This window comes from Sorangium sp. So ce362, from assembly GCF_051519845.1.
Lineage (GTDB): Bacteria > Myxococcota_A > Polyangia > Polyangiales > Polyangiaceae > Sorangium.
The window spans coordinates 10,434,101-10,459,033 of sequence record NZ_CP150332.1; the positions used below are offsets into that span (position 1 = coordinate 10,434,101).

The following is a 24,933-nucleotide window of genomic DNA, read 5'->3' on the forward strand; positions in this document are numbered from 1 at the left end:
ACGGCGACGTCGGCCTACGGCCGGCGACCCATCGCCCATGCTCGACTCACCTCGTTCGCGCCGGAGAATTTGATCCCCCGCATCGGCGCGGAGGATAATCTGTGGTGAGGCGCTTTTGGAGCTCGAAGCTGGAACCGTCGTCGCGAACCGGTACCGCATCATCCGCCAGCTCGGCCGTGGCGGGATGGGTGAGGTGTTCGCCGCGGAGAACATCCGCACCGGCCGCCAGGTGGCGATCAAGCTCCTGCGCGCCGACTCCAAGGCCAAGTCGTCCGCCGCCGAGCGGTTCCGGCGCGAGGCGCGCGCCGCGGGCTCCATCAACAGCGACCACGTCACCGAGATCCTCGACGTCGAGGAGGACCTCGATCACGGCATCGTCCTCGTCTTCGAGCTGCTCGAAGGCGAGTCGCTGATCGAGCGGCTGAAGCGGACGGGACCGATCAGGTTCGAGGAGCTGCACCCGATCATCGAGCAGGTCTGGATGGGCCTCGCCGACGCTCACCGCGCCGGGATCATCCACCGCGATCTGAAGCCGTCGAACGTGTACCTCGAGGCGCGACCCGACGGATCCACGCGGGTCAAGATCCTCGACTTCGGCATCTCCAAGCTGCCGCGGGAGATGGGAGGAGAGACCCTCACCGAGATGGGGCAGAGCCTCGGCACGTTCTCGTTCATGCCGCCCGAGCAGATCGGCAAGGCGAAGACGGTCGACCACCGCGCGGACATCTACGCCTGCGCCACGATGATCTTCCAATCGATGAGCGGTCAGCTGCCGTACCAGGCGCGCAACCTGCTCATCATGGTCGAGATGAAGCAGAAGGCCGACGCGCGGAGGCTCGCCGAGGCGATGGACGGACCGGTCGATCCGCGGCTCGAGGCGTTCCTCGCCAAGGGGCTGGCGCGGGAGCCCGCGGACCGGTTCCAGAGCGCGATCGAGGGGCTCACCGCGTGGCGGGAGCTGCGGCCGGCGAAGCGCGCCAGCCAGCCGACCACCAGCCCCCGCAGCTCCAGGGTGCCCAGCAGCAACGCATCGGGCCATGCGCTCGGTACGCCCCTCCCGCCCCCGCACTCGACCTACAAACCCCCGTCCTCCGGCGCGATCAGGCTCCCGGTGCCGCCGGCCGACTCCATCTTGATCCGCACGGCCACCGACCCAGGGGCACAGCCGCCGCTCGAGGCCGTCGCGCGCCAGCCCAGCGAGCCTGCTCTCGCGACCCACCACCCCGTCGGCGAGCCGGCGCTCCCGCACGGCGAGGTCCAGCGCCCGTCCTACGCGGCCGTCGGGCAGCCGGTGGCTCCGTCCATGCAATGGACCGGTCCGAACGGCACCATGGTGCTGAACAACGCGGCCGGAGAGCTCCTGCCCCCGATCGTATCTCCCCCCGTGTCGCCGCGGACGCTGCCGGATTTCTCCGAGGACAGCTCGGCCGGGTCGAGCAGCCAGGGTCCGACGCTCGTCTACAAGCCCATGCGGCCGACCCTGGGCTCGGGGCTCCCTGCCCCCGGCGAGCCGGAGTCGATCGAGCAGCGGCCGGCCGCGACCCCGCCGCCGCGGACGTTTCGGACCATCGTCTACGTGCTGGCGGCGCTCCTGTTTGCGGTCGTGGGCTTCCTCCTCATGGGGATGGCCCTCGAGTACATGAACATGCCGAAATAGTCGGCGCGCCGGGGCTCCGCGTCGGGCCTGTCCGGCGCCGCCGCGCGGCCGCGGCCGGAGCGGCTCAGAGCAGCGCGTCCGCGGCGCGGCCCTGGGCCGGCGCGCCGCCGGCGGGCAGGACGATCCGGAACCGCGTGCCCCCCGCCTCGCGCGGCTCGCACGAGATCGTGCCGCCGTGCGCCTCGATGATGTCCCGCGTCACCGCGAGCCCGAGCCCCGTCCCGCGCTGCTTGGTCGTGAAGAAGGGGTCGAAGATGGACGCTCGCAGCTCCTCCGGCACGCCGGGGCCCATGTCGTCGACCGCGATGCTCGCGGCGCCGCTCGAGAAGCTGACGCTCACCACGATCTCGCCGCCCTTGGGCATCGCCTCGCGCGCGTTGCGGAGCAGGTTCAGGAGCGCCTGCCGGAGCTGCGACTCATCGAGGAGGATCTCGGGCCCCTCCTCCTCCACCTCGACGCGGACCGCGATGCCGGCGCGGTCGAGCTCGGGCCGCACGAACGCCACGAGCTCCTGCACCAGATCGTCCACCCGCTCCGGCACAAGCCGCGGGCGAGGGCGGCGGGCGACGCTGAGGTACTGCTCCGCGATGCGCGACAGGCGGTCGACCTCGGCCCGGATGGCGGCGACGAGCTGCGCCGACTCCTTCATCACGGGCCTGAGCTCCGCGTCGGGCGTCCCCGCGGCGGAGGCGCGCGCCACCTCCTCCTCGAGCAACTCGAGGTTCAGCCCGATCGACGACAGCGGGTTCCTGATCTCGTGCGTGACGTGCGCCGCCATCTTCCCGATCGCCGCCAGCCGCTCGGCGTTCACGAGCTCGGCGCGCGCGCGACGGATCGCGGCGACCATGCCCTCGAACGTCGTCGCGAGCTCGCCGATCTCGTCGTTCGTCGCGAGCACTTGCTTCGGGGTGAGGTCGCCGCGCGCGACCGCGTTCGCCCGCCCGGTGACCGCGGTGAGCGGGGCCAGCACGCGCCGCGCGTACAGCGACATCACCGCGCCGACGAGCAGCGTCAGCACGCCCAGCCCGAGGAGCAGGTGCATCGAGCGCTCCTCCCGCCGCTTCGCCTCGACGGTGAGGCTCTCCATCTGCTCCTCGACGCGGCTCTTGATGGCCCGCAGCCGCTGCGCGCCCTCGACCTCGCGCTTGACCAGCTCGTCCCGCGTGCGCTCGGCGAGCTCGCGGTTGCCGACGGCGAGCGCCTGGAACAGCTGCGAGAACCGCTCCGGGCTGGCGCCCACGAGCCGCTCGATCGCCGTCACCTCGACCGCGATCTCGTCGCTGAACCGGCGCACGCCCGACGAGGCGCCCGCCTGCCCGACGCCGGCGTCTCCGCCGGCCGCCTTCTCGTCGGCGGCGAGCGCCCTGGCGGCGTCCTTGACGATCGAGAAGGCGAGCGGCCGGGTCCGCCGGGCGGTCTCGATCCACTCGCGCACGTCGCCGGGGTTCTTGGCGGCGGTGATGTGGTTGAGCTGGGCGTTGAAGACGTTCTGCTCGGCCAGGACCTCGCCGATGCGGAGCAGCAGCGGGACGTACCCGGCGCGCAGCAGCTGGGCGTCGCGCGACGCCGCCCGCAGCGCCTGGACGCTCCAGCCGACGGTCAACGCGAAGGCGGCGAGCACCACGAGGTAGCTCGCGAGGAGCCTCCCCGCGACGGTGCGCCGCTTGCGGGGCGCCGGCCCGTCCTGGCCCGCCGCGCCGCCGCGCGCCTCGTCCACGGCGGGCGCCGGCGCGGTCATCGCGGCGCGACGGCCCGCGCGATCAGGGTCGCGAGGTCTTCCGCCGGCTCGCCCCGGGTCCTGAACCGCCGGAGGCTCTGCGCGCAGTGGGTCACGAGCAGCCCGCCGCCGAGCGCGCGGTGCTCCGCGATCCTGCCGTCGGCGATGGCGGCGGACGAGGCGGGGCGCGTGGCGGGCACGAGGCCGCCGCCGCCGCTGCAGTCGGCGTGCTCGCGGCGGTGGATGAACTCCTCGGGCGGCCGCCCCGTGATGCGGGCGAGGATCTCCCGGGGCGCGTCGTAGCGATCGAGGCCGCGCCCGAGCTGGCAGGGGTCGTGGTAGCGCACCCGCCGCTCCGACGTCGACCGCTGCAGCCGGTCGAGCGACGCCAGCGCGAGATCGACGAACAGCTCCGGGGTCTTCACGCTCACGCCCGCGCGCGGGTATTCGACGCGCACGGCGCGCGCGCACCCGGGGTCGACCGCGACGAAGCGCTCTCCCGGCGCGATCTCGGCGGCGAGCCGCCGCGCGGCGGCCTCGAAGCCCGGCCGGTCGCCGGCGTACAGGAGCGGCAACCCGCAGCAGGCGCGCACCGGGCGGACCGGGGCGCCGGTCAGCGCTTCGGTGGCTTCGAGCGCATCGCGGGCGACGTCCGGCGCGTGCCGCTCGTAGCCACAGCCGAGCAGCACGTGGACCGCAGCCGGCGCGGCCGCGGCCGCCCGGGAGCGCGCATCGGCCTCGCCGGCCCGGCCGGCCTCGCGGGCCAGGAAGCGCTCCGCGACGCGCCTGGCCCCCTCCGGCGCGAGGCCGCGCGCGAAGAACTCCGCGCGCGCGTCGGTCAGCACGGTGGCCACCTCGTTCTTGTGATCGCAGCGCTCGCGGCACGCGTAGCAGGCGGAGCAGGCCCAGGCCGGATCCGCGTGGGGCGCGTCGAGCGGCACATCGCCGCGCGCGGCGAAGTACGCCATCGACATCTTGCCCCACGGCGTGACCGTCTCGTTCGCCTCGACGTTCGACACGGGGCAGGCGGCGCGGGAGAGCTTGGGGCAGTAGACGCACTTCTCGAGCGACGTCCGGTGCGGCTCGAGGAGCTTCAGGCGGAGCTGGGACACCGTTCGAGTCTCTCCATGGGATGCGCCTCGCGCAAGCGGCGAGGGCGCGTCAGGCGCCCGAGCCGTTGCTGGACGAGCGTCGACCTCGCTCGTTCACGGGTGGTGATGAGCCCGCCGGCCTGCGGCGGGGGATGCCCTCGTGGACGACCGGCGCGGCCTCCACGCCCTGCTTGGGCGCCGGGCTGCCGCCCTGCTTGGGCGCCGGGCTGCCGCCCTGCTTGGGCGCCGGGCTGCCGTCCCTCGAGGCCAGCTGGGGCTGCCCCCCCGCCGCGGCCGAAGGCCGCAACGGCGCGCTCTCCTGGGGCAGGCGGATCGTGAACTTCGCGCCCTTGTCGGACGACGCGACCGCGATGGTCCCCGCGTGCTCGTCGACGATCTTCTTCACGATCGCGAGCCCGAGCCCGGTACCGCCGCGCTTGCCCGATGTGACGAACGACTGGAAGAGCCGGCTCTGGACCTCCTTGGGGATCCCCTTGCCCGTGTCGGCGACGCTGATCGCGAGATCGCCCCCGTCGCGGTAGGCGCGGATGGTCACCGTGCCCCCGCCTGGCCGCATCGCCTCGACCGCGTTGCGGACCAGGTTGTGCAGGAGCCGCGTCATCTTCGCCTCGTCGAACCGCGCCGTCCCCCGGTCCTCGAGCTCCAGGGAGAGCCTCACGCCGGTCCCGGCGAGCTCGTGTTCCAGCTGCTTCTCGATGTCGCCGAAGAACTTGGTCAGGTAGACCTTGCGCACCAGGATGCTCCGCTCGCCGCGCGCGAACTCCAGCACCTCGCGCTGCATCGCGCTGATCACGTCGAACTGCTTCAGGATCAGCCGCGCGTGATCTTCCCTCGTCGCCGCGTCGGGGGCGCTGGCCATGAGCTGGACGTAGCCGCTGATCACCGTGAGCGGCGTGCGCACGTCGTGCATCACCCCCGAGAGCAGGCGCCCGATCGTGGTGAGCCGCTCGCTCTGCTCCCGCTCGAGGCGCGACCGGAACAGCCGCAGCGCGGTCGACGCGTTCGCCGACACGAGCCGCAAGAGCGCGCGCTCGTCCTTCGAAAAGCCGTGGGGTTTCCTGGAGTTGTAGAGCGCCATGGCGCCGATCGGCACCGCGTCCTCGCCCTCGAGCGGCACGGCGATCGCCGTTCGCAGGTCCGCCCCGAGCAGCTGGGCGAGCCGGGGCGAGACCGGCGTGTCGCCCAGCGCGTCGCCCGCGCCTTCGCGCGAGAAGAACACGGCCTCGTTGTGCACCATGGCGTGCCCGACCACCCCCTCGCCGCGGCGCATGGCGATGCGCTTCACCGCCGGCCGCCGGGGAGCCGCGCCCACGACGCCCTCCGGCTCCTCGTCCGGCGCGGACGAGCGGGGCGGCGGGCCGCCGTCCTCGAACGCGGTGAAGTCGAAGAAATAGAGGGCCAGGCCGCCCTCGATCTCGTCGACGAGCATGCCCCCCGCGCGCGCCTCGCACGCCCTGCCGGCCTCCGTGATGACCGCGCGCGCGAGGTCCTCCATCGTGGTCGCGCGGCCCATCGCGCTCTCGAGCTCGAAGAGCAGCTTGAGGTCGCTCACGCGGTGCTCGAGCTGCTCCTTCGTCTCCACGAGCTGCGTGTTCTTCTGGATCACCGAGAGGAACAGCCGCGAGTTGTCGATCGAGACGGCCGCCTGCGTCGCCAGCGCGCTCAGGAGCTCCTCGTCGTGGACCGAGAACTCCCCTTCCCCGTGCTTGTTCAGGACCTGGATGACCCCGATGGTCCGGCCGACGTGGTTCTTCATCGGCGCGGCGAGGATCGAGCGGGTGCGGTACCCCGTCACCTCGTCCCACTCGCGCTGGAACCTGCGGTCCCGGTAAGCGTCCTTCACACGGACGGTGCGCCCGATCTTGGCGACGTGGCCGGCGATCCCGGCGCCGACGGGCAGCTCGATCGCGCGCGCCTCCTCGCCGATGACGATCCGCGAGAACAGCCGCTGCCGCTGCTCGTCGAGCAGGTAGAGGGTCGCCCGGTCCGCGTCGAGCAGCTCGGTGATCTTGTTCAGGATGAGCGCGAGAAGCTGGTCGAGATCCAGGGTGCTGCCGAGCGCGAGCCCGACATCCCGGAGCGCCTGCACGGTCTTGTCACTTTGGGCAAGGCGCGCCTCGAGCTCTTGTATCCGAGCCTGAAGCGCTTTCGTGCGTTGTTCCGCCTTCGCGGTCACCAGGAGACGCTAACACGACTTCGTCCGCAGAAGCGCGCGCGGTCCCCTGCGCGATCCGTTCGTCCCGCAGAGAGCGCTCCCTACGACGGCCGGGAGCGCCCCTAGGACGAACCGCTACTGGTTCATGCTCTCGAGGAATTCCTGATTGGTTTCGGTGCGGCTCACCTTGTCCAGGAGGAATTCCATCGAGTCGATGACGTTGAGGGGGTGCAGCAGCTGGCGGAGCAGCCAGACGCGCTGGAGGATCCACTCCGGCAGCAGCAGCTCTTCCTTGCGGGTCGCGCTCTTGTTGATGTCGAGGCAGGGGAAGATCCGCTTCTCCATCAGCTTGCGATCGAGGTGGATCTCGCTGTTACCGGTCCCCTTGAACTCCTCGAAGATGACCTCGTCCATGCGCGAGCCCGTGTCGACGAGCGCGGTGGCGACGATGGTCAGCGACCCGCCTTCCTCGACGTTGCGCGCGGCGCCGAAGAACCGCTTCGGCTTGTGCAGCGCGTTCGAGTCGACGCCGCCGGACAGGATCTTGCCGCTCGGCGGGACGACCGTGTTGTAGGCGCGCGCCAGGCGGGTGATCGAGTCGAGCAGGATCACGACGTCGTGCTTGTGCTCGACGAGGCGCTTCGCCTTCTCGATCACCATCTCGGCCACCTGCACGTGCCGCGTCGCCGGCTCGTCGAAGGTCGAGCTGATCACCTCGCCCTTCACGGTGCGCTGCATGTCGGTCACCTCTTCCGGGCGCTCGTCGATGAGCAGCACGATCAGGGTCGTGTCCGGGTGGTTCGCCGAGATCGCGTTGGCGATCTGCTGGAGCAGCACCGTCTTGCCGGCGCGGGGCGGCGAGACGATGAGGCAGCGCTGCCCTTTGCCGATCGGGCAGAGCATGTCGATGATGCGCGTCGAGAAGCTCTTCGTCCCGTTCTCGATGTTGAACTTCTGCTGCGGATAGAGCGGCGTCAGGTTGTCGAACAGGATCTTGTCGCGGGCGACCTCGGGGGGCTCGCCGTTGATCTTGTCGACCTTGAGCAGCGCGAAGTACGCCTCGCGCTCCTTGGGCGGCCGGATCGAGCCGCTGACGCTGTCGCCGGTGCGGAGGTTGAAGCGCCGGATCTGGGACGGCGAGACGTAGATGTCGTCCGGGCCCGGCAGGTAGTTGTAGTCCGGCGCCCGGAGGAAGCCGAAGCCGTCGGGCAGGCATTCGAGCACGCCCTCGCCGTAGACCGGCTGGTCCTGCGCCGCGTGGGCCTGCAGGAGCGCGAAGATGACCTCCTGCTTGCGCAGCCCGGCAGCGCCCTCGATGTTGAGCCCCTTCGCCATCTGGACGAGCTCGGCCATCGGTTTCTGCTTCAGTTCCCTGAGGTGCATGAGTCGGAAAGCTCCAGGATGCGACAGCGCGCGCCCTGTCAAGGGCCGTGGAGGCCGTCGGTCGATGGTTTCTGTTTGAGGGGTCTAGCGGGTCGAGCCCGAGGCGGGGCCGAGCATGTCGTCGATGTCGGCGGGTCGCCAGGGGGAAGAGGGCTCGCCTCGTAACCGGCGCCCCTCACGTTCATGTCGCTCGATCGGCGGGCTGCGCTTGCCGATCGGGCGGCGACTCTATCAAGCGCGTTTGCTCTGTCAATGCGCGCCGGGAACCACGGACGCGGGGTCGACCACGCCGCGCGCACGGAACGGCGGGGGCGAACTGCCTGTGGCGCCCCGGCGCTGCCCGAGGTTGCCTCCCCCGGAGTGCGCGGCTAAGTCAAGCTGGTTCCATGGGGCTCAAACAGGTGCAGCTGTTCGTCCGCGGTCGCGTCCAGGGCGTCTTTTTTCGTGCCTCCACGCAGCGCGAAGCCAAGCGGCTCGGCCTCACCGGCTGGGTGAAAAACCGCTCCGATGGCAGCGTCGAGGTGCTCGCCGAGGGGGAGGAGGACGAGCTCAAGGAGCTCATCGCGTGGGCGAACCGCGGCCCGAGCGCGGCGCGCGTCGAGCGTGTCGATGTCCGGTGGCGCGGCTTCTCGGGCGATTTCTTCGACTTTCGCATCACGGATTGAGGCGCTTGGCACGCAGCTCGTCGGATCCGAGGAGCGCAGGCGCGCGGCCGTCGCGGCGAGGCGGCGCGGCGTGCGCGTGGCTCATCCTGCTCAGCGTGATCGCGGCCGCGCCGCTCGCGCCGCCCCTTTCGCACGCCGCCGCGCAGCGCGACGCTGGCGCCGCCGCGCCGGCCTCGTCGGCGCTCCCGGAGCTCCCGCGCCTCGCCCCGATCGCCCGTCCGGAGCCCGACATCACCGCCGTCCGCGAGCTCGATCGCGTGCTCGACCAGATCACGTCGCAGGACGCCCGCTCACGCGAGAGCGTCCGCGCGTCCCTTGACGAGCCGATCTCCGGCATCGTCGATGCGGTTCGGCTCCGGGTGCAGGACATCCGCGGTTCGATCGATCGCAACGCGGCGCCCCGCGTGCTCGCGGAGGCGCGCAGAGAGGGGCGCAAGGCGCTGAAGGGCGACAAGGGCGATGACGCGCGCGACGACAAGAAGAAGGGCGCGGACGCGAAGGACGCCAAGGGCGCGAAGAAGAGCGCGGGCGACGAGAAGGACGCCAAGGGCGCGAAGAAGAGCGCGGGCGACGACAAGAAGGACGCCAAGGGCGCGAAGAAGGGCAGCGGCGACGACAAGAAGGACGCCAAGGCCGACCAGGGCGCGAAGAAGGGCGCCGGCGACGAGAAGGACGAGGCCGAGGGCGACTGGCTGGACTTCATGCTCGCCGTGCCTCGGCCGCGCGACAGCGCGTGGCGCGATATCGTGAAGCTGCTCGCGATGGAGCGGATGCTCGTCGCTGCGGGCACGACGCCGGCGATCCGCGAGCTCATCGCGCTGCACGCCTATTTCGGCGAGCTGCTCCGCATCGATCTCCAGCGGCAGATCGCCAAGCTGCGCGACAAGGCGGTCCCCGCGCTGATCGAGGCGCGCCAGCACGACGCCAAGATCGTCCAGCGCTGGGCCAACAAGCAGCTCGATCTGCTCGGCCGGGCGATCCCCGGCGAGGCGATCGCGTCGAACGACACGCAGATCCTCGCCGACGTCCTCCGCGCGTACGGCCGCGTCCGGGACGTGGACGCCATGCGCGTGATCCTGAGCTTCTGCAACAGCGACCGCGCGCGGCTGCGCGACGCTGCGCGCGAGGCCATCTCTGCGATCGGCGAGCCCGGCGTCTGGCAGCTCCGCGACGCCTACCTGAACCTCACGGGCGACAAGCCGCCGCGCGACTGGTCGTGGGACCGGATCGCGCGCGAGCTCTTCGCGACGTACGATCGCGCTCGCCTCGCCGAGGTGTACAACCTGATGGACGAGGGTGTCGCCGCGGCGAGCGCGAACAAGCTCGCCGAAGCGACCGACGCGTTCGACCGGGTCCTCGCCCGCGCGCCACTCTTCGAGCGCCGCAAGGAGATGGTGGGGGCCTACGTCGAGCGGGCGAAGTCGCTGCCGGCCGACCGGCGCGAGGACGCGCTCACGATGCTGCGCAAGGCGCTGCGCCTCGACCCGACCGGCGAGCACGCGGGGAAGATCGAGGCCGAGATCGCCTACCACGAGGGCGTGCTCCTCATCGATCGCGGCACGCCGGACAAGTTCGTGCTCGAGCGCGCGCTCGAGCTCGACCCAGGCCACGCCGGGGCGAGGGCGGCGCTCGTGTCCCTCGGGGACAAGGTCGCCGAGCGGAAGAGCCAGAAGAACCGCTACATCGCCGCGGGAGCGGTGGGGTTCGTCGCCCTGCTCGCGATGTTCTTCCTTGCCCGACGCCGGAGCGATCCGGCGCCGTCTCGACAGCAGCCCAGCTCCGCTCCGCCGCAACCGCCGGCGTCTCCCGGCCCGGAGCCGCCTCGAGAGCCCGCCTGCGCGGCACCGCCGCAACCGCCGGCGCCTGCCGAACCGGCGCTGTCCCCGGGGCAGGACGGCGCCCCACCTCGGGATGCCCCGGCGTCATCCGATCCGGCGCTGCCGGCTGACCCGGCGCCGTCTGCCGCCGCCTCGGAGGCAACCCCTGCCCTTCCGGTCGAACAGATCGAGCCGGCAGAACCGCGAAACGACGACGCACCTGAAGCCGGAGCGCTCAACCGCTGAGCCACGGTACGCGCCCCGCTTGACACTGGTGCAATAATTTTATTGTGTTGGTGCAGTCGCGGCACCTCACCTGGACCGCTCCGAGCGAGTTCGCGACATCGAGAGGCCGGCGCGCTGCTCGCGCATCGGCCCACAACGCAGAGACGCCGGCGGAGCTCATGGCTCCCCCGGCGTCTCTGCAACTGCGCCGGCGCTACCGGGCGCCAGCCTGTATCCGGCTCAGCCGGCGGTCGTCGCCGGGGTCGCCGGCTCCGCTGCGGCGACCGGCTCGGCCGCCTGCGCGGGTGCGTCGTCCTCCACCGGAGGTGCGTCGATGAACTCGATGAGGCTCATCGGCGCGTTGTCGCCGCGACGCGGCCCGAGCTTGATGATCCGCGTGTAGCCACCCGGCCGCCCCTCGAAGCGCTTCGAGAGATCGATCATCACCTTCGCGATGATATCGACCTTCTTGCCATCGGTCTCGACCCCCCAGCGAGGGATGTAGCTGCCCACGAGCCGCTCGGCGTGAAGCCGGCGCGCTCTGTCGCCGGGGCTGAGCTCCGTGTGCGCGGTATACGCGACCTTGCCGAGCCGCGTCGCCTTGGTGATGAGCCGCTCGGCCACGCGCCGCAGCTCCTTCGCCTTGGCGTCGGTCGTCTCGATCCGCTCGTGGGTGATCAGGTTCGCCGTCAGGTTGCGAAGCATCGCCCTGCGACTGGAGGTATCCCGACCAAACTGCCTGCCCGCTTTCTTGTGACGCATGACGTTCCCTCAGTACCGACTCACGCCTGCGCCTGCTGCGCCTTCCAGCGCTCGAGGAGCTGCGGCCAGTTGTCGATCTTCATCCCGAGCGAGAGCCCCATGTTCGCGAGGATCTCTTTGATTTCCTTCAGCGACTTGCGGCCGAAGTTCTTGGTCTTGAGCATGTCCTGCTCGGTGCGCTGCACCAGCTCGCCGATGAGCGTGATGTTCGCGTTCTGCAAGCAGTTCGCGGAGCGGACGCTGAGCTCGAGCTCCTCGACGGAGCGGAACAGGTTCTCGTTGAGCGGCTCGTCGTCGCTCATCACGGCCTGGTAGCTCGTCTCCTCGCTCTCCTCGAAGTTGACCCAGATGGAGAGCTGCTCCTTGAGGATCTTCGCCGCGAAGGCGACCGCATCCGCCGGCGAGACGGAGCCGTTGGTCCAGACCTCGAGCGTGAGCTTGTCATAGTCGGTCACCTGCCCGACGCGGGCGTTCTGCACGGTGTAGTTCACCTTGCGGATAGGCGAGAACAGCGCGTCGATCGGGATCGTCCCGATGGGCATGGTCGGCGTCTTGTTCCGCTCGGCGGGCACGTAGCCGCGGCCCACGTTCACCGTGAGCTCCATCGAGAGCGGGCCCTTCTTGTCGAGCACGGCGACCAGGTGGTCGGGGTTGAGCACCGACAGCCCATCCACCAGCTGGATGTCGCGCGCGTACACGGGCCCCGGCCCCTCGCGATCGATCCGCACCGAGTACGTCTTCGGGGTCGCCGCCTTGAAGACGACCTCCTTCACGTTGAGGATGATGTCGCTGACGTCCTCGACCACGTCCGGCACGGTGGTGAACTCGTGCAGCGCGCCCTCGATGCGGATGGCCGTCGCAGCCGCCCCCTGGAGGGAGGAGAGCAGCACGCGACGCAGCGAGTTCCCGATCGTGATCCCGAAGCCGCGCTCCAGGGGCTCACACGTGAACTTGGCGTAGAACTGGGTCCCGCTGTCCGCGTCGATCGAGATGCCCTTGGGCCGGATCAGATCGCGCCAGTTACGGGCGATCATCGTGAGATTCGGGTTGTTCATCGTCATGGCGATCTCCTTCCTTCATGAGGTTTGCGCGGAGGTCTCACGCCGCGGCCGCACTCGACCGGACGGCGTCGCCTCCTGCCCGCATTCGTGGCTCCATTCGCCTGCGCGCCCGCGCGCAGGACAGCGACGCGGAGGGGAGCCCGCAGCGAACGACCGCCCCCTGCAAGGTGCGGTCGTGACGCTGCCCTCCCCCGCGCCGCCCTCGCGATCAGCGCGAGTAGTACTCGACGACGAGCTGCTCGCGAATCTCGGGCTCGTTGAGATCTTCGCGGATCGGAGCGCCCTTGACCGCTCCGGTGAACGCCGCGCGATCCACCTCGATCCAGCTCGCGACCGGGCGCTTGTCCGCGCCCCCGACGGACGCGAGGACGCTCTTGAACTTGCGCGCCCCCTCGGTGAGGTCGATCCGATCACCGGCCCGCACCACGTAGCTCGGGATGTCCAGCCGCTTGCCGTTCACATGAACGTGCCCGTGCCGGACGAGCTGACGCGCTTCGGCGCGAGACGAGCCGAAGCCCATCCGGTGCACGACGTTGTCGAGGCGCCGCTCCAGCAGCGCGAGCATCTCCTCGCCCGTCCGGCCCTTGCGCCGGTTGGCCTCCTGGAAATACCCGCTGAACTGCCGCTCGAGCACGCCGTAGATGCGCCGCACCTTTTGCTTCTCGCGCAGGCGCACCGCGTACTCGCTCAGCTTGATGCGCCCCTGGCCGTGCTGGCCGGGCGGATACGGGCGCCGCGTGTACGCGCACTTCTCGGAATAGCACCGCTCTCCCTTGAGGTAGAGCTTCATCCCCTCGCGGCGGCAGAGCTTGCAGACCGGACCAATGTAGCGAGCCATCGTGAATTACCTCAAACCCTGCGCCGCTTCGGCGGCCGGCAACCGTTGTGGGGGATCGGCGTGACGTCGCGGATCAGCGTCACCTTGAAACCCGCGGTCTGGAGCGCGCGGAGCGCGCTCTCGCGCCCGGCCCCCGGGCCCTTCACGAACACGGCGACCGAGCGCATCCCGTGCTCCTGCGCCCGCCGCGCGGCCTCTTCCGCCGCCAGCTGCGCGGCGAACGGCGTCGACTTGCGCGATCCCTTGAAGCCGCGAGCGCCAGCGGACGACCACGCGATCGCGTTGCCGTTGATGTCCGTGATCGTCACGACCGTGTTGTTGAAGGTCGACTGAATGTGCGCGATGCCCGCGGACACATTCTTCCTGACCTTCTTCTTCTGCTTGGTCTTGGTGTTGGTGGCAGCCGTCTTCGCTTGCGCCATGGCGTCCTAATCCCCGCTCGTCACTTGGCCGCGGCCGGACGCCGCTGCAACATGCCCTTGCGCGGACCCTTCCGGGTGCGCGCGTTCGTGTGCGTCCTCTGCCCGTTCGCCGGGAGGCCGCGCCGGTGGCGAAGCCCGCGGTAGCAGCCGAGGTCCATGAGCCGCTTGATGTTGAGCTGCACCTCGCGCCGCAGGTCGCCCTCGACCTTGTACTCGGCGTCCAAGAGGTCGCGGATCGCCTTCACCTCAGCGTCGCTGAGCTCCTCGACCCGCTTGTCCTGCGGGATGTTGGTCCTCTCGCAGATTCGCAACGAGAGGGTCCGCCCGATGCCGTAGAGGTACGGCAGGGCGTAGGCGACATGCTTCCGACGCGGGAGATCGACACCAGCGATACGAGCCATGGTTACTCCAAACCGAAACGGGGGCGGGCTTCCGCCGAAAGAGCTAGTTCCCCTGGCGCTGCTTGTGGCGGGGGTTCTCGCAGATGATCCGAACGACACCACGCCGCCGCACCACCTTGCACTTGTCGCAGATCTTCTTGACGCTCGGGCGCACCTTCACGGGGAGCCTCCAGATTCCTCAGAATACGTTATTTATGCCGGTACGTGATCCGGCCTCGGCTCGGGTCGTACGGCGAGACCTCGACGGTCACGCGGTCGCCCGGCAGAATCTTGATGTAGTACTGCCGCATCCGGCCGCTGATGGTCGCGAGGACGCCCAGGCCGTTGTCCGCCTTCACGCGAAACATGGCGTTCGGCAGGGCCTCTTGAACCACGCCGTCGAACTCGAGCTTGTCGCCCTTCGGTTCTTTCGGCGGTCTGGTCTGTCTATTACGCCTCATTCTCCACCCGAGCCCGATCGGCCGATGGCCGACAGTACCCTGTGCGTAACTTCGTCTGGCTTCCCGACCCCGTCGACGCGATGCAGCAGCTGCTTCTGCTCGTAGAACGGAAGCAGGGCAGCCGTCATCGCCTCGTAGGCATCGAGACGCTTGGTAACAGCCTCGGGCCGATCATCGGCCCGATGCTCTAGCTCCGCACCGGGGGGCGGCGGATTATAAACGAGATGATATATCTGTCCACTGCGTTTGTCAGTCCGGCGATGGATCAGCCGTTCCTCCAGCAGAGGGCGCGGAACGTCCAGCTGGAGCACCGCGTCGATCCGCCTGCCGCCCTGACTGGCGAGGAGCTCGTCGAGCGCGTTCGCCTGAGGCACAGTCCTGGGAAATCCGTCCAGAAGGAAACCGTCGACGCAGTCGGGCTCGGCCGTCCGCCGAGCGATGAGGCCGATGACGGCCTCATCCGGCAGGAGCCCGCCAGAGTCCATGATGTCCAGGTGACGCTTCTCCAGCGTACCTGCCCGCTTCGCCTCACGCAGCATGTCGCCGGTCGAGATCTGCGGGATACCGAAGCGTGCGCACAGCAGCTTCGCCTGCGTACCCTTCCCAGCTCCAGGAGGCCCCACCAGAACCAAGATCATTTGCCCTCCATCACGCTTCCGGGAGCCTGCGGCCCCGGATACGGGTGGCACCGGGGCCCGTCAGCCCCTCATAGCTCCGCGTGATCAGGTGCGCCTCCAGCTGGTTCACCGTGTCGAGCGCGACGCCCACGACGATCATGAGCGACGTGCCGCCGAAGCCAAAGGGGATACGCAGCAGGTTGCCGACGATCGAGGGAACCACGCACACCGCGGCGACGTAGAGCGCGCCGCCCACGGTGATCCGCTGGATCACCCGGTGGATGTAGTCCGCCGTCTGCTTGCCTGGCCGGATCCCGGGGATGTTTGCCTGCTGCTTCTTCAGGTTCTCGGCGACGTCCACCGGCTGGAACGTCACGTTCGTGTAGAAGAAGCAGAAGAAGATGATGAGCAGCGCGTAACCGGTATTGAAGACCCAGTCCCCCCGGTTGATGATCGCCTGGATCTGCTCGGCTCCGGGCACGTTCATGTTCGCGAGCGTCTGCGGGAACATCAGCAGCGACGACGCGAAGATGGGGGGGATGGTCCCCGCAGTGTTCACCTTGAGCGGCAGGTGGGCCGTCTGCCCGCCATAGACGCGGCGGCCGACCTGGCGCCGCGAGTACACGATCGGGATCTGACGCCTGCCGTTCTCGAAGAACGCGATGACCCCGATGACGAGCACGATGAACGTGGCGATCGCGGCCATCGACAGCGGCTGGAGATCGCCGGCGTTCTGCGCGAAGTAGTTGCCGATCTCCCCGGGGATGCTGGTGATGATGCTCGCGAAGATCAGGAGCGAGACGCCGTTCGAGACGCCGCGCTCGGTGATCTGCTCGCCGATCCACATCAGGAACGCGGTCCCGGTCGTCAGCGTGATGACCGTCATCAGCTGGAAGCCGATGCCAGGGTGGTTCACGATGCCGGCGCCCGTCTCGCTGCTCGACAGGCCCTCCAGCATCTTCGCGATCGAGAAGGACTGGAACAGCGAGAGGGCGACGGTGCCGTAACGCGTGTACTGATCGAGCCGGCGACGCCCCTGCTCGCCCTCTTTCCTCAGCTCGTCGATGGGCTTGTACACCATGCCCATGAGCTGCATGATGATCGATGCCGAGATGTACGGCATGATCCCAAGCGCGAAGATCGACAGGTTCTCCAGGGCTCCGCCGGAGAACATGTTCAGGAAGCCGACGAGCCCGCCGGACTGCTTCGCGACGTACTGTCGCATCGCGTTCCGGTCCACACCCGGGGTCGTCACGAAGACGCCGACCCGGTAGACCGCGAGCATCACCAGCGTGAAGATCACGCGTCGCCGGAGCTCGGGGATCTTGTGGAAGTTGGTGATTCCCGCGAGGCTGGCCATAGGCGATCCTGGACTCCGGCTTGAAGAGTGCGCCTGCGCGCTGGCTACGAGGACGAGGAGTCCGTCGCGTTGTCCTGGGACGCGGGCGACGCGAGCACGACCGCCTTGCCCCCCGCCTTCTCGATCTTCTCGATCGCTCCCTTGGAGAAGCGATGCGCGATCACCGTGAGCTTCTTCGTGAGCTCACCGTTGCCGAGGATCTTCAGGACGTCGAACCGACCCTGCACGAGGCGGTTCGCATGGAGCGCGATCAGATCGACCTGAACGCCGTCGTCGAACGCCTCGAGGGCGCCGACGTTGACGTTGACCACAATGTCCGCGAGCGGATTCCGGAAGCCACGCTTCGGGAGGCGACGCTGGATCGGCGTCTGTCCACCCTGGAAGTGCTTCTTGTTGATGTTGCCGCCCGCCCGAGCCTTCTGCCCTTTTTGTCCGCGGCCAGACGTCTTGCCGACGCCCGACCCCACGCCGCGGCCAACGCGGAGCCTCTTGGTTACGGCGCCCTCAGGGGCTTGGAGCTTAGAAAGGATGTCCATGTTTCACACTTCCGTACGCGGCAACTCCGCTGGAATGACGATCTCGCTTCTCAGGACTTCGGGGAGGCTGCCTCGTCGGCGACCTCCTCCACCTCGACGAGGTGGAGGATCTTCTTCACCATGCCACGGAACGAGGGCGTGTTCGCGACGACCACCTCGGACCCCGGCCCACGCAGACCGAGGCCCTTGATGACCTTGCGGGTGTGCTCGACCAGGCCGATGTTGCTGGCCTTCTGGCGTACGCGGAGCTTCACTGCGAGCCTCCTTCGCCACCACCGCCCTGCGCCTGCGCCTGCGGCTGCGCCGCGCCGCCCGGCCCCCCGGGGGGCGCCACGCTCGCGCGCCGGCGGCCCGCGGTGTTCGTGCCGCCGCGGCGCTGGTAGTCGAGCGAGTCGAGCTGCATCGACCGCTTCCCGGCGACGCTCTCCGGGCTCTTCAGCCCGCGGAGCGCCGCGACGGTCGCGTGCACGACGTTGTGCGGGTTGCTCGTGCCGAGCGACTTCGACAGCACGTCGTGGATCCCCGCCGACTCGACGACGGCGCGAACCGCGCCGCCGGCGATGACGCCCGTCCCAGGGCTCGCCGGCTTCAGCAGGACCTTGCCCGCCCCGACGTGACCGAACGAGTCGTGCGGGATCGTCACACCGTCCAGCGGGATGCGGAACAGGTTCTTGCGAGCCTGATCGTTCCCCTTGCGGATGGCCTCCGGCACCTCGTTGGCCTTGCCCAGGCCGACGCCCACGTGCCCCGCCTCGTCGCCCACCACGACCAGCGCCGAGAAGCTGAAACGCCGGCCGCCCTTGACGACCTTGGCGACGCGGTTGATGTGGATGACTCGCTCTTTCAGCTTCTCTTCGTCGACATGATCGAACGCCATAACCCGTCCTCTATCACGTTCTCCGCCGCGGCAGTTGACCGCGCCCGCCACCCTTCACCATCAGGGCAGCGGCTGTGGGAGTCAGAAATCGAGACCTGCCTCGCGGGCCGCCTGGGCGAGGGCGCTCACGCGCCCGTGATACAGATAGCCGTTGCGGTCGAAGACCACCTTGCCGATCTGCTTCTCTTTGCAGATCTTCGCGAGCAGCGCCCCGACCTTCTTCGCCGCCTCGACCTTGTTGTCCTCGTCGAGGGAGCCCTTCAGGTCCTTCGACAGCGTCGAAGCGTGGGCGAGGGTCTTGCCGCTCACGTCGTCGATGACCTGCGCGTAGATGTGCTTCGAGCTGCGGAAGACGCTGAGGCGCGGGCGCTCCGGCGTCCCCTCGACCTTCTTGCGGATACGGAGCTTCCGGCGCTCCCGACCGACGATTTTCATGCCCATGACCGTCTCGTCCCTCGGTGCAGCGGCGTACCCGCCGCTGCTCGCCTTTACTTCTTGCCGCCCTTGCCGGCCTTGCCAGCCTTCTCCCGCACGCGCTCGCCGCGGTAACGCACGCCCTTGCCGCCGTACGGCTCCGGCGGCCTGAAGCCGCGGATCGTAGCGGCCGTCTGCCCGATGAGCTCCTTGTCCGCACCCGCCAGGACGAGGACCGTGCCCTTCGAGTCCGCCGGGATCGCCGCGGTGAGACCCGTCGGCACCGCGAAGGTCACCGGATGCGAGAAGCCGAGGGCGAAGTTCAGCGTCGTGCCCTTGAGCTCGACGCGATAGCCGGTCCCCTTGAGCTCGAGCGTCCGCTCGTACCCCTCGGCGACGCCCTTCACCATCGCGGCCAGGAGCGCTCGCGCGAGCCCCTGGAGGCGCGATCCGTCGCGTCCAGGCGCCGCTGAGCTCACGAGCAGCTTGCCCCCGTCGAGCTTGACGTCCACCTTGTCGGTGAACGCGCGGGAGAGCTGCCCCTTCGGGCCCTTGACGTCGATCTTCCGGCCGCTGACGGTCGCGGTGACCCCCTTCGGCAGATCGATCGGACGCTTGCCGACGCGCGACGTCTTCGTCGCGAGGCGGCTGTCACCGTTCGCGTTGCCCTTCGCGGGCTGGGCTGCGTTCGCCTGAGCTTCCATCACCACACCTCGCAGAGCAGCTCGCCGCCCATCTTCAGGCGGCGCGCATCCCTGTCGCTCATGAGCCCGCGGGACGTGCTCAGGATCGAGATCCCGAGCCCGCTGAACACGCGCGGGATCCTGTCGTGGCGCACGTACACGCGGCGCCCGGGGCGGGAGACGCGGCGCACGCCGTCGATCGCGCTCTGGCGGTCGCGCCCGTACTTGAGCACGATCGTCAGCTTCTTGGGACCCTCGCCCTCGGTCTCGCGCACGTCGGCGATGAAGCCCTCGGACTTGAGGATCTCCGCAACCGCAGCCTTGATGCGGCTCGCGGGGACCTCGGTCCGGTCGTGCCGCGCGAGCGCCGCGTTGCGAATGCGGGTCAGCATGTCGGCGATGGGATCGGTCATCATAGAATCACCAGCTGGCCTTGATCACACCAGGGAGCTCACCACGGAGCGCGAACAGCCGAAGGCAGACACGGCAGAGCTCGAAGTCGCGGTAGTAAGCGCGCGAGCGCCCGCACACCTTGCAACGGTTCTTTTGCCGCGTAGAAAACTTCGGCGGACGGTTCAGCTTCGCAAACTCTTTTGCACGGGCCATCGAAAATCCCTCAATGCCGGAACGGGATGCCAAGCTCGGTGAGGAGCGCGCGTCCTTCTTCGTCCGTCTTCGCCGTGGTCACGAACGAGATGTTGAGCCCCTTCACGACATCGATCTTGTCGTAGTCGATCTCGGGGAAGATGATCTGCTCGCGCAGGCCCATCGTGAAGTTGCCCTTGCCGTCGAACCCCTTCGGGCTGACGCCCTTGAAGTCGCGGACGCGCGGCAGGGAGAACGCGATCAGGCGATCCACGAACTCCCACATCCGCTCGGCGCGCAGGGTCACCATCACCCCGATGGGCAGGTTCTCGCGCAGCTTGAAGGTCGCGATCGACTTACGGGCACGGGTCACCACCGGCTTCTGGCCGGAGATCGCCCGCATGTCCTCGACAGCCGAGTCGATGATCTTCGGGTTCTGCACCGCGGCGCCGAGCCCCATGTTGATCACCACCTTCTGCAGGCGGGGCACCATCATCGGGTTCTTGTAGCCGAACCGCTTCGTGAGCGCGGCCGTCGCGCTCTTCTGGTAGTGCGCGCGCAGCCGCGGGGTGTAGTTCGGGTCGCGCGGGCGCACCTCGGCCGGCGCGGAGGCCTCGGCCTCCGCGCCCTTGCTCTTGGCGCCCCTGGCTTCCTTGCTCTTGGCGGGCGCCTGCGGCTTGGCCTGCTGCGACTGCTTGGGCTTGTCCTTGCCCTTGCCGCCGTCCTTGGCCGCCTTGTCCTTGTCCTTCTTGTCCGCCATGGCTAGCCCACACCGATCGCGCTGCCGCTCTTGCCGACGCGCGTCTTCTTGCCGTCCTCACCGACGCGGACCTTCACACGCGTCGGCTTGCCCGTCGCCGGATCGACCGGCATGACATTCGAGGCGTGAATCGGCGCCTCCTTGACGATCTTCCCGCCCTCCTGGTTGCGCGGCGTGGGCCGCTGATGGCGGGTCACCGTGTTCAGGCCCTCCACCACCACGCGCTCCTCGTCGGCGAGGATCCTGGTGATGCGGCCCTGCTTCCCCTGCTCCTTGCCGCTGATGACCTGCACGAGGTCACCGACCCTGAGGCGCTTCATCAGAGGACCTCCGGCGCGAGCGAGATGATCTTCATGAACTTCTTCGCGCGAAGCTCGCGAGCGACCGGCCCGAAGATGCGGGTGCCGATCGGCTCCTTCTCCTTGTTGATGAGGACCGCGCTGTTCCCATCAAACTTGATGTAGCTGCCGTCCGAGCGGAGGTACTCCCGGGCGGTGCGGACGACGACGGCGCGCGCCGTGTCCCCCTTCTTCACCTTGGTCCCCGGCAACGCCTCCTTGATCGAGACGACGATGACGTCGCCGAGGGCGGCGTACTTGCGGCGCGAGCCGCCGAGCACCTTGATGCACTTCACGATTCGGGCGCCGGAGTTGTCCGCGACCTCGAGATGCGTCGACACCTGGATCATGGCGTTACTCCTCCACCGGCCGTGCAACGAGCTTGGTCACGAGCCACCGCTTGTCGCGGGAGATCGGCCTGTGCTCCATGATCTCGACACGATCGCCCACCTTGTACTGGTTCGTCTCGTCGTGCGCCTTGTAGCGCTCCCGCTGACGGACGTACTTCTTGTACACAGGGTCGAGCGCGTTCCGGATGACCTCGACGGTGACCGTCTTGTTCATCTTGTCGCTGGTGACCTTGCCGACCAGCTTGCGCCGGAAGCCGTGCGCCTTCGCCTCGGTCTCGGCCTGCGCAGGCGCCGCGGCTGCCAGCTCGGGCGCCGCAGCGACCGGCTGCTGGTTCTCTGCCTTCTTCTTCGCCATGGCTACGCCTTCTCCTCGGCGCGCGTGCGCTGCGTGAGGATCGTCTTCACCCGCGCGAGATCCCGCTTCGCCTTGCGGATCGTCGCCGTGTCGTTCAGCCGATTCGTAAAATTCTTGAACCGCGCCTCGAACAGGCCCGCCGCCAGCGACTTCTCGAGCTCGCGCAGGTGCTCGGTGGTGCGTTCACGCAAATCCTTCGCCTTCATCGCCTACCTCACGTCAGCCCACGGACGAGGAACTTGCATTGCATCGGGAGCTTGTGCGACGCGAGGCGGAACGCCTCCTTCGCAATCTCCTCGGTCACGCCGCTGATCTCGTACATCACGCGGCCCGGCTTCACGACGGCGCACCACTCCTCGGGCGCGCCCTTGCCCCCGCCCATGCGGACCTCGAGCGGCTTCTTCGTCACCGGACGGTCCGGGAAGATGCGGATCCAGAGCTTGCCCGCGCGCTTCACGTGCCGCTGGATCGCCATACGAGCCGCCTCGATCTGCCGCGAGGTGACGCGGGCAGGCTCGATGCACTGGAGCGCGAAGTCGCCGAAGGAGACATCGCTGCCCGTCATGGCGAGGCCGCGGTTGTTCCCCTTCTGCATCTTGCGGAACTTGGTTCGCTTCGGAGACAGCATTCTGCAATCCCTCTACTGGATCCGGCGCGCCTTACGCTGCAGGACCTCGCCCTTGAACATCCAGACCTTCACGCCGATGATGCCGACCTTCGTCTTCGCCTCGGCCAGGCCGAACTCGATGTCGGCGCGGAGCGTGTGCAGCGGCACCCGCCCCTCGCGGTAGGTCTCGACGCGGCTCATCTCGCTGCCGCCGAGCCTGCCGGCGCAGCGCACGCGGATGCCCTTCGCGCCGAACTTCATCGCGGTGGCCACCGCCTTCTTCATCGCCCGGCGGAACGCGATCCGGCGCTCGAGCTGCGTCGCGATGTTCTCGGCGACGAGCTGCGCGTTGGTCTCGGCCTTCCGGACCTCCTGCACGTCGATGAACACCTCGTTGTCCGTGAACGAGGACACGCCGGGGAAGAGGGTCTCGCCCTTCGAGGCGGTGCCGACGTTGCCGCTCTTCAGCGTCTCGATCCCCTTGCCGCCCTTGCCGATCACCATGCCGGGGCGGGCGGTGAAGACGATCACCTTCGCGCGGTTCGCGGCGCGCTCGATCTCCACGCCGGCGATGTTCGCGTTGTAGAGGTACTGCTTGATCGCGCGCTTGATGCGGATGTCCTGGTGGAGCCACTTCTGATACGCGGCGCCGTCCTCGTACCACTTGCTGCTCCACGTCTTGATGACACCGACGCGGAAGCCATACGGATGGGTCTTTTGTCCCATATCGGCAGGTCCTCTACTTACTTTCTCTCGTCGACTTCGATGACGATGTGCGACACGCCCTTGGTGATTCGGGTCGCACGGCCCATCGCGCGCGGCCGCCAGCGGCGGTTAAACTTGTTGGGCCCCTTGTCGACGGTGGCCTTGCTGATGAAGAGCGCATCGATGTCGGCGCCCGCCTGCTGGGCGTTCGCGACCGCGCTCTCGATGATCTTCCGCAGGACGGGGGCGCCGCTCTTCTGCGTGAACGAGAGCAGCTGGATCGCCTCGTCCGCGTCGCGACCCCGGACGAGATCGGCGATCATGCGTGCCTTGCGCGGGGCAATCCGCGAAAACATCGCACTGGCTTTGCTTACCATTCGAGATACCTCGCGACACCGGCGGGCGGAGTTACTCCGTACCGGGTTTCGGTTCTCTTCGAACCGGTTGCACCGTCGTACGCCTCCGGTCCCATCCCGACGTCCATCGACGTGAGCCCCCTTCGCGTCACCGGGGGGGTTCCCGCGGCGGCCGAAGGGGCGGAGCTGAGATCGAAGCGCCGTTACGGCTCTTCTACTGGGAGACCGGGAGGACACCCGATCGCCCGGGAAAACGGAGCGCGGTGATTACCAGCGGGAGGCTCCGCACGCAAGCGCGATCCTTCCGCATCCTTTCAGTTTGTTTCTCGCGCTCGATCGACCTGAGCAATTTTTCAGATCTTCCTGAACGGACGTCCGGGGGCGCCGCCGCGCGTCGCGCGTCGTCCGTTGCCCAGTCGTCGCCCTCGTGTCCGGCCGGCCGCCTGGAGCGGGCGCGGTCGCTCACGGTCTCGAAACTTGTTCTTGACATGGAAGAAACATCGATGAAACAAGCCGTCCCCCGCGGCATGAGCCGGCGAGGACCGGGCGGGTCCGCGATGTTTCGACGTCCTGCGGCTCGACCAGGGCGAAGAACAGGATTGCGAGGGGAGTGGGAGAGCACCAGGCTCCGTCGAACGTACCAGGCCGGGGGGCTCTTCCCTGACATTTTAGGAGGCAACGTGACCATGCTTGCTCGTCATCGCCATTCTTTCCTCGCGCTTACCTTGATCTTGCCCGCCCTCTACGGCGGCTGCGTCGTGACCACGGAGGACACCGACAACGACGTGGACCAGGCGACCGGCTCCGGCGTCAGCACCAGCTCCTCCACTGGCGGAGGCGACGGAGGAGAAGGCGGCCAGGGCGGCGACGGCGGCGACGGAGGAGAAGGCGGCCAGGGCGGTGACGGCGGCGACGGAGGAGAAGGCGGCCAGGGCGGCACCGGCGCATGCGTCGAGGCCGAGGACGCTGCAGTCACTGTCGCCGACTGCGATGACCTGAACATCGCGCCCGCCCAGGGGGCGACGAGCCAGTGCGGCGACACCCGCGACCAGGTCCCCTTCGGCTACGCGGTCTGCAAGCGCGCCTTCGCCATCTACGCCGAGAGCCACGTCGAGGACCTCCTGGACTGCCTGAGCGACATCGGCGTGGAGCGCGCGTGCGACGACCCGCCGGTCAACGCGTGCGTCAAGCGCATGTACGATAATGCCTGCACCGGCCAGTCCGTCGGCGACTGCGACGTTATCGCCAGCTCCTGCGGCACCGACCCGTTCGACGCGGCGACGTGCGCCGCCCAGCTGAACCCCATCAGCGAGGCCGGCTTTACGGAGCTCGTCGAGTGCATGAACGACAACCTCGACGTCACCTGCCAGCAAGCGTACGACGGGTGCCTCGTCGAGGTCATCAGCGTGGAGTGAACGGGTCACCGCCGCGGAGGCGAGGCCAGGACATGGCCCCGGCCCGCTTTGCTCTCGCGGTTCTTTTCCTGCGACATCCAACGTGCACCAGCTGAACTCTGGGCCTCTCCCCAGCTCGCGCCCACCTTAGTGCCCCGGCGTACGCCCCCTCTCCTGTACGCGCCTTCGGGGGACCCCTGAGGGCGGTATTCGGTTGCAAAAAAGATGACGGGAAGGGATCCTCGGCTCCGCCGTGGCCAAGGATCTCTCCCGCCCGCGTGTGGCAACTTCCCTTCCGCGTTCGTCGGGGGCGCGTCCATACCGCGGCGGCGCCCTCCTTC

Annotated in this window: 31 protein-coding genes and 1 pseudogene; 4 read left to right on the forward strand and 28 right to left on the reverse strand. The window is 68.8% G+C overall.

Annotated elements, in window-relative coordinates; genetic code table 11:
• Positions 1 to 115 precede the first annotated feature (115 nt).
• On the forward strand, positions 116 to 1,657 hold the full coding sequence (locus WMF17_RS40105; protein WP_437598739.1) for a serine/threonine protein kinase: 1,542 nt from the start codon (positions 116 to 118) through the stop codon (positions 1,655 to 1,657).
• 64 nt (positions 1,658 to 1,721) lie between these two features.
• On the opposite strand, the gene WMF17_RS40110 is transcribed toward WMF17_RS40105, so the two are convergent.
• From WMF17_RS40110 to rho, 4 genes are all read right to left on the reverse strand, one after another.
• Positions 1,722 to 3,395, reverse strand: a complete 1,674-nt coding sequence (locus WMF17_RS40110; RefSeq protein WP_437598741.1) for an ATP-binding protein — start codon at positions 3,393 to 3,395, stop codon at positions 1,722 to 1,724.
• Positions 3,392 to 4,486, reverse strand: coding sequence for a (Fe-S)-binding protein (locus tag WMF17_RS40115; RefSeq protein ID WP_437598742.1), 1,095 nt, complete (start codon positions 4,484 to 4,486; stop codon positions 3,392 to 3,394). The genes WMF17_RS40110 and WMF17_RS40115 overlap by 4 nt, the downstream gene beginning before the upstream one ends.
• A 49-nt stretch (positions 4,487 to 4,535) precedes the next feature.
• On the reverse strand, positions 4,536 to 6,575 hold the full coding sequence (locus WMF17_RS40120; protein WP_437598743.1) for a GAF domain-containing protein: 2,040 nt from the start codon (positions 6,573 to 6,575) through the stop codon (positions 4,536 to 4,538).
• Positions 6,576 to 6,776: 201 nt separating this feature from the next.
• A complete protein-coding gene (gene rho / locus WMF17_RS40125) occupies positions 6,777 to 8,024 on the reverse strand; it encodes a transcription termination factor Rho (protein WP_437482338.1) in 1,248 nt (415 codons plus the stop codon).
• A gap of 386 nt (positions 8,025 to 8,410) precedes the next feature.
• On the opposite strand from rho, the gene yccX reads away from it, so the two are divergent.
• Together yccX and WMF17_RS40135 are read left to right on the forward strand one after the other, a co-directional pair.
• Positions 8,411 to 8,689, forward strand: coding sequence for an acylphosphatase (yccX, locus tag WMF17_RS40130; RefSeq protein WP_012240542.1), 279 nt, complete (start codon positions 8,411 to 8,413; stop codon positions 8,687 to 8,689).
• A gap of 5 nt (positions 8,690 to 8,694) precedes the next feature.
• Positions 8,695 to 10,752, forward strand: coding sequence for a hypothetical protein (locus WMF17_RS40135; RefSeq protein WP_437598745.1), 2,058 nt, complete (start codon positions 8,695 to 8,697; stop codon positions 10,750 to 10,752).
• A gap of 219 nt (positions 10,753 to 10,971) precedes the next feature.
• On the opposite strand, the gene rplQ is transcribed toward WMF17_RS40135, so the two are convergent.
• The 24 genes and pseudogenes from rplQ to rplV form a co-directional block, all read right to left on the reverse strand.
• The gene (gene rplQ / locus WMF17_RS40140) at positions 10,972 to 11,493 is read right to left on the reverse strand and encodes a 50S ribosomal protein L17 (protein WP_437598746.1); all 522 of its coding nucleotides are present in this window, start codon (positions 11,491 to 11,493) and stop codon (positions 10,972 to 10,974) included.
• A gap of 20 nt (positions 11,494 to 11,513) precedes the next feature.
• A complete protein-coding gene (locus WMF17_RS40145) occupies positions 11,514 to 12,554 on the reverse strand; it encodes a DNA-directed RNA polymerase subunit alpha (protein WP_437598748.1) in 1,041 nt (346 codons plus the stop codon).
• Between the two features lie 208 nt (positions 12,555 to 12,762).
• The gene (gene rpsD, locus WMF17_RS40150; protein WP_437482352.1) at positions 12,763 to 13,392 is read right to left on the reverse strand and encodes a 30S ribosomal protein S4; all 630 of its coding nucleotides are present in this window, start codon (positions 13,390 to 13,392) and stop codon (positions 12,763 to 12,765) included.
• An 11-nt stretch (positions 13,393 to 13,403) separates the two neighbouring features.
• Positions 13,404 to 13,814, reverse strand: coding sequence for a 30S ribosomal protein S11 (gene rpsK, locus WMF17_RS40155; RefSeq protein WP_437482355.1), 411 nt, complete (start codon positions 13,812 to 13,814; stop codon positions 13,404 to 13,406).
• Positions 13,815 to 13,834: 20 nt separating this feature from the next.
• A complete protein-coding gene (gene rpsM / locus WMF17_RS40160) occupies positions 13,835 to 14,215 on the reverse strand; it encodes a 30S ribosomal protein S13 (protein WP_437576296.1) in 381 nt (126 codons plus the stop codon).
• 43 nt (positions 14,216 to 14,258) lie between these two features.
• Positions 14,259 to 14,375, reverse strand: coding sequence for a 50S ribosomal protein L36 (rpmJ, locus tag WMF17_RS40165; protein WP_012240549.1), 117 nt, complete (start codon positions 14,373 to 14,375; stop codon positions 14,259 to 14,261).
• Between the two features lie 28 nt (positions 14,376 to 14,403).
• Positions 14,404 to 14,655, reverse strand: a complete 252-nt coding sequence (gene infA, locus WMF17_RS40170; protein ID WP_437482361.1) for a translation initiation factor IF-1 — start codon at positions 14,653 to 14,655, stop codon at positions 14,404 to 14,406.
• A complete protein-coding gene (locus WMF17_RS40175) occupies positions 14,652 to 15,293 on the reverse strand; it encodes an adenylate kinase (protein WP_437598749.1) in 642 nt (213 codons plus the stop codon). The genes infA and WMF17_RS40175 overlap by 4 nt, the downstream gene beginning before the upstream one ends.
• Before the next feature lie 10 nt (positions 15,294 to 15,303).
• The gene (secY, locus tag WMF17_RS40180; protein WP_437598751.1) at positions 15,304 to 16,632 is read right to left on the reverse strand and encodes a preprotein translocase subunit SecY; all 1,329 of its coding nucleotides are present in this window, start codon (positions 16,630 to 16,632) and stop codon (positions 15,304 to 15,306) included.
• Positions 16,633 to 16,676: 44 nt separating this feature from the next.
• Positions 16,677 to 17,168: a 50S ribosomal protein L15 gene (gene rplO, locus WMF17_RS40185; protein WP_437598752.1), complete on the reverse strand. Its 492-nt coding sequence runs from the start codon at positions 17,166 to 17,168 to the stop codon at positions 16,677 to 16,679.
• Positions 17,169 to 17,218: 50 nt separating this feature from the next.
• Entirely contained in the window at positions 17,219 to 17,422 is a 204-nt protein-coding gene (gene rpmD / locus WMF17_RS40190) for a 50S ribosomal protein L30 (protein ID WP_437598753.1), read from the reverse strand.
• A 143-nt stretch (positions 17,423 to 17,565) separates the two neighbouring features.
• A pseudogene (gene rpsE, locus WMF17_RS40195) lies at positions 17,566 to 18,045 on the reverse strand (30S ribosomal protein S5); the annotation flags it as partial.
• Between the two features lie 81 nt (positions 18,046 to 18,126).
• On the reverse strand, positions 18,127 to 18,486 hold the full coding sequence (gene rplR / locus WMF17_RS40200; protein WP_437598754.1) for a 50S ribosomal protein L18: 360 nt from the start codon (positions 18,484 to 18,486) through the stop codon (positions 18,127 to 18,129).
• Between the two features lie 47 nt (positions 18,487 to 18,533).
• Positions 18,534 to 19,163: a 50S ribosomal protein L6 gene (gene rplF, locus WMF17_RS40205; RefSeq protein ID WP_437598756.1), complete on the reverse strand. Its 630-nt coding sequence runs from the start codon at positions 19,161 to 19,163 to the stop codon at positions 18,534 to 18,536.
• Positions 19,163 to 19,558, reverse strand: a complete 396-nt coding sequence (rpsH, locus tag WMF17_RS40210; protein WP_437482376.1) for a 30S ribosomal protein S8 — start codon at positions 19,556 to 19,558, stop codon at positions 19,163 to 19,165. Before rpsH ends, rplF begins: the two co-directional genes overlap by 1 nt.
• Positions 19,559 to 19,562: 4 nt before the next feature.
• Positions 19,563 to 19,748: a type Z 30S ribosomal protein S14 gene (locus WMF17_RS40215; protein ID WP_081426659.1), complete on the reverse strand. Its 186-nt coding sequence runs from the start codon at positions 19,746 to 19,748 to the stop codon at positions 19,563 to 19,565.
• Between the two features lie 10 nt (positions 19,749 to 19,758).
• A complete protein-coding gene (rplE, locus tag WMF17_RS40220) occupies positions 19,759 to 20,487 on the reverse strand; it encodes a 50S ribosomal protein L5 (RefSeq protein ID WP_437646373.1) in 729 nt (242 codons plus the stop codon).
• Positions 20,488 to 20,489: 2 nt separating this feature from the next.
• Positions 20,490 to 20,807, reverse strand: coding sequence for a 50S ribosomal protein L24 (gene rplX, locus WMF17_RS40225; RefSeq protein ID WP_437598759.1), 318 nt, complete (start codon positions 20,805 to 20,807; stop codon positions 20,490 to 20,492).
• A complete protein-coding gene (gene rplN, locus WMF17_RS40230) occupies positions 20,807 to 21,175 on the reverse strand; it encodes a 50S ribosomal protein L14 (RefSeq protein ID WP_020740977.1) in 369 nt (122 codons plus the stop codon). Before rplN ends, rplX begins: the two co-directional genes overlap by 1 nt.
• 4 nt (positions 21,176 to 21,179) lie before the next feature.
• Positions 21,180 to 21,530, reverse strand: a complete 351-nt coding sequence (gene rpsQ / locus WMF17_RS40235) for a 30S ribosomal protein S17 (protein ID WP_420895011.1) — start codon at positions 21,528 to 21,530, stop codon at positions 21,180 to 21,182.
• Between the two features lie 2 nt (positions 21,531 to 21,532).
• Complete coding sequence (gene rpmC, locus WMF17_RS40240; RefSeq protein ID WP_437482390.1) at positions 21,533 to 21,736, reverse strand: 50S ribosomal protein L29; 204 nt, start codon at positions 21,734 to 21,736, stop codon at positions 21,533 to 21,535.
• 8 nt (positions 21,737 to 21,744) lie between these two features.
• Complete coding sequence (rplP, locus tag WMF17_RS40245; RefSeq protein ID WP_437598761.1) at positions 21,745 to 22,158, reverse strand: 50S ribosomal protein L16; 414 nt, start codon at positions 22,156 to 22,158, stop codon at positions 21,745 to 21,747.
• 12 nt (positions 22,159 to 22,170) lie between these two features.
• A complete protein-coding gene (gene rpsC, locus WMF17_RS40250) occupies positions 22,171 to 22,863 on the reverse strand; it encodes a 30S ribosomal protein S3 (RefSeq protein ID WP_061609597.1) in 693 nt (230 codons plus the stop codon).
• A 17-nt stretch (positions 22,864 to 22,880) separates the two neighbouring features.
• Positions 22,881 to 23,219, reverse strand: coding sequence for a 50S ribosomal protein L22 (rplV, locus tag WMF17_RS40255; RefSeq protein ID WP_012240567.1), 339 nt, complete (start codon positions 23,217 to 23,219; stop codon positions 22,881 to 22,883).
• A 665-nt stretch (positions 23,220 to 23,884) separates the two neighbouring features.
• On the opposite strand from rplV, the gene WMF17_RS40260 reads away from it, so the two are divergent.
• Positions 23,885 to 24,613, forward strand: coding sequence for a hypothetical protein (locus WMF17_RS40260; protein ID WP_437646374.1), 729 nt, complete (start codon positions 23,885 to 23,887; stop codon positions 24,611 to 24,613).
• Positions 24,614 to 24,933: the final 320 nt, after the last annotated feature.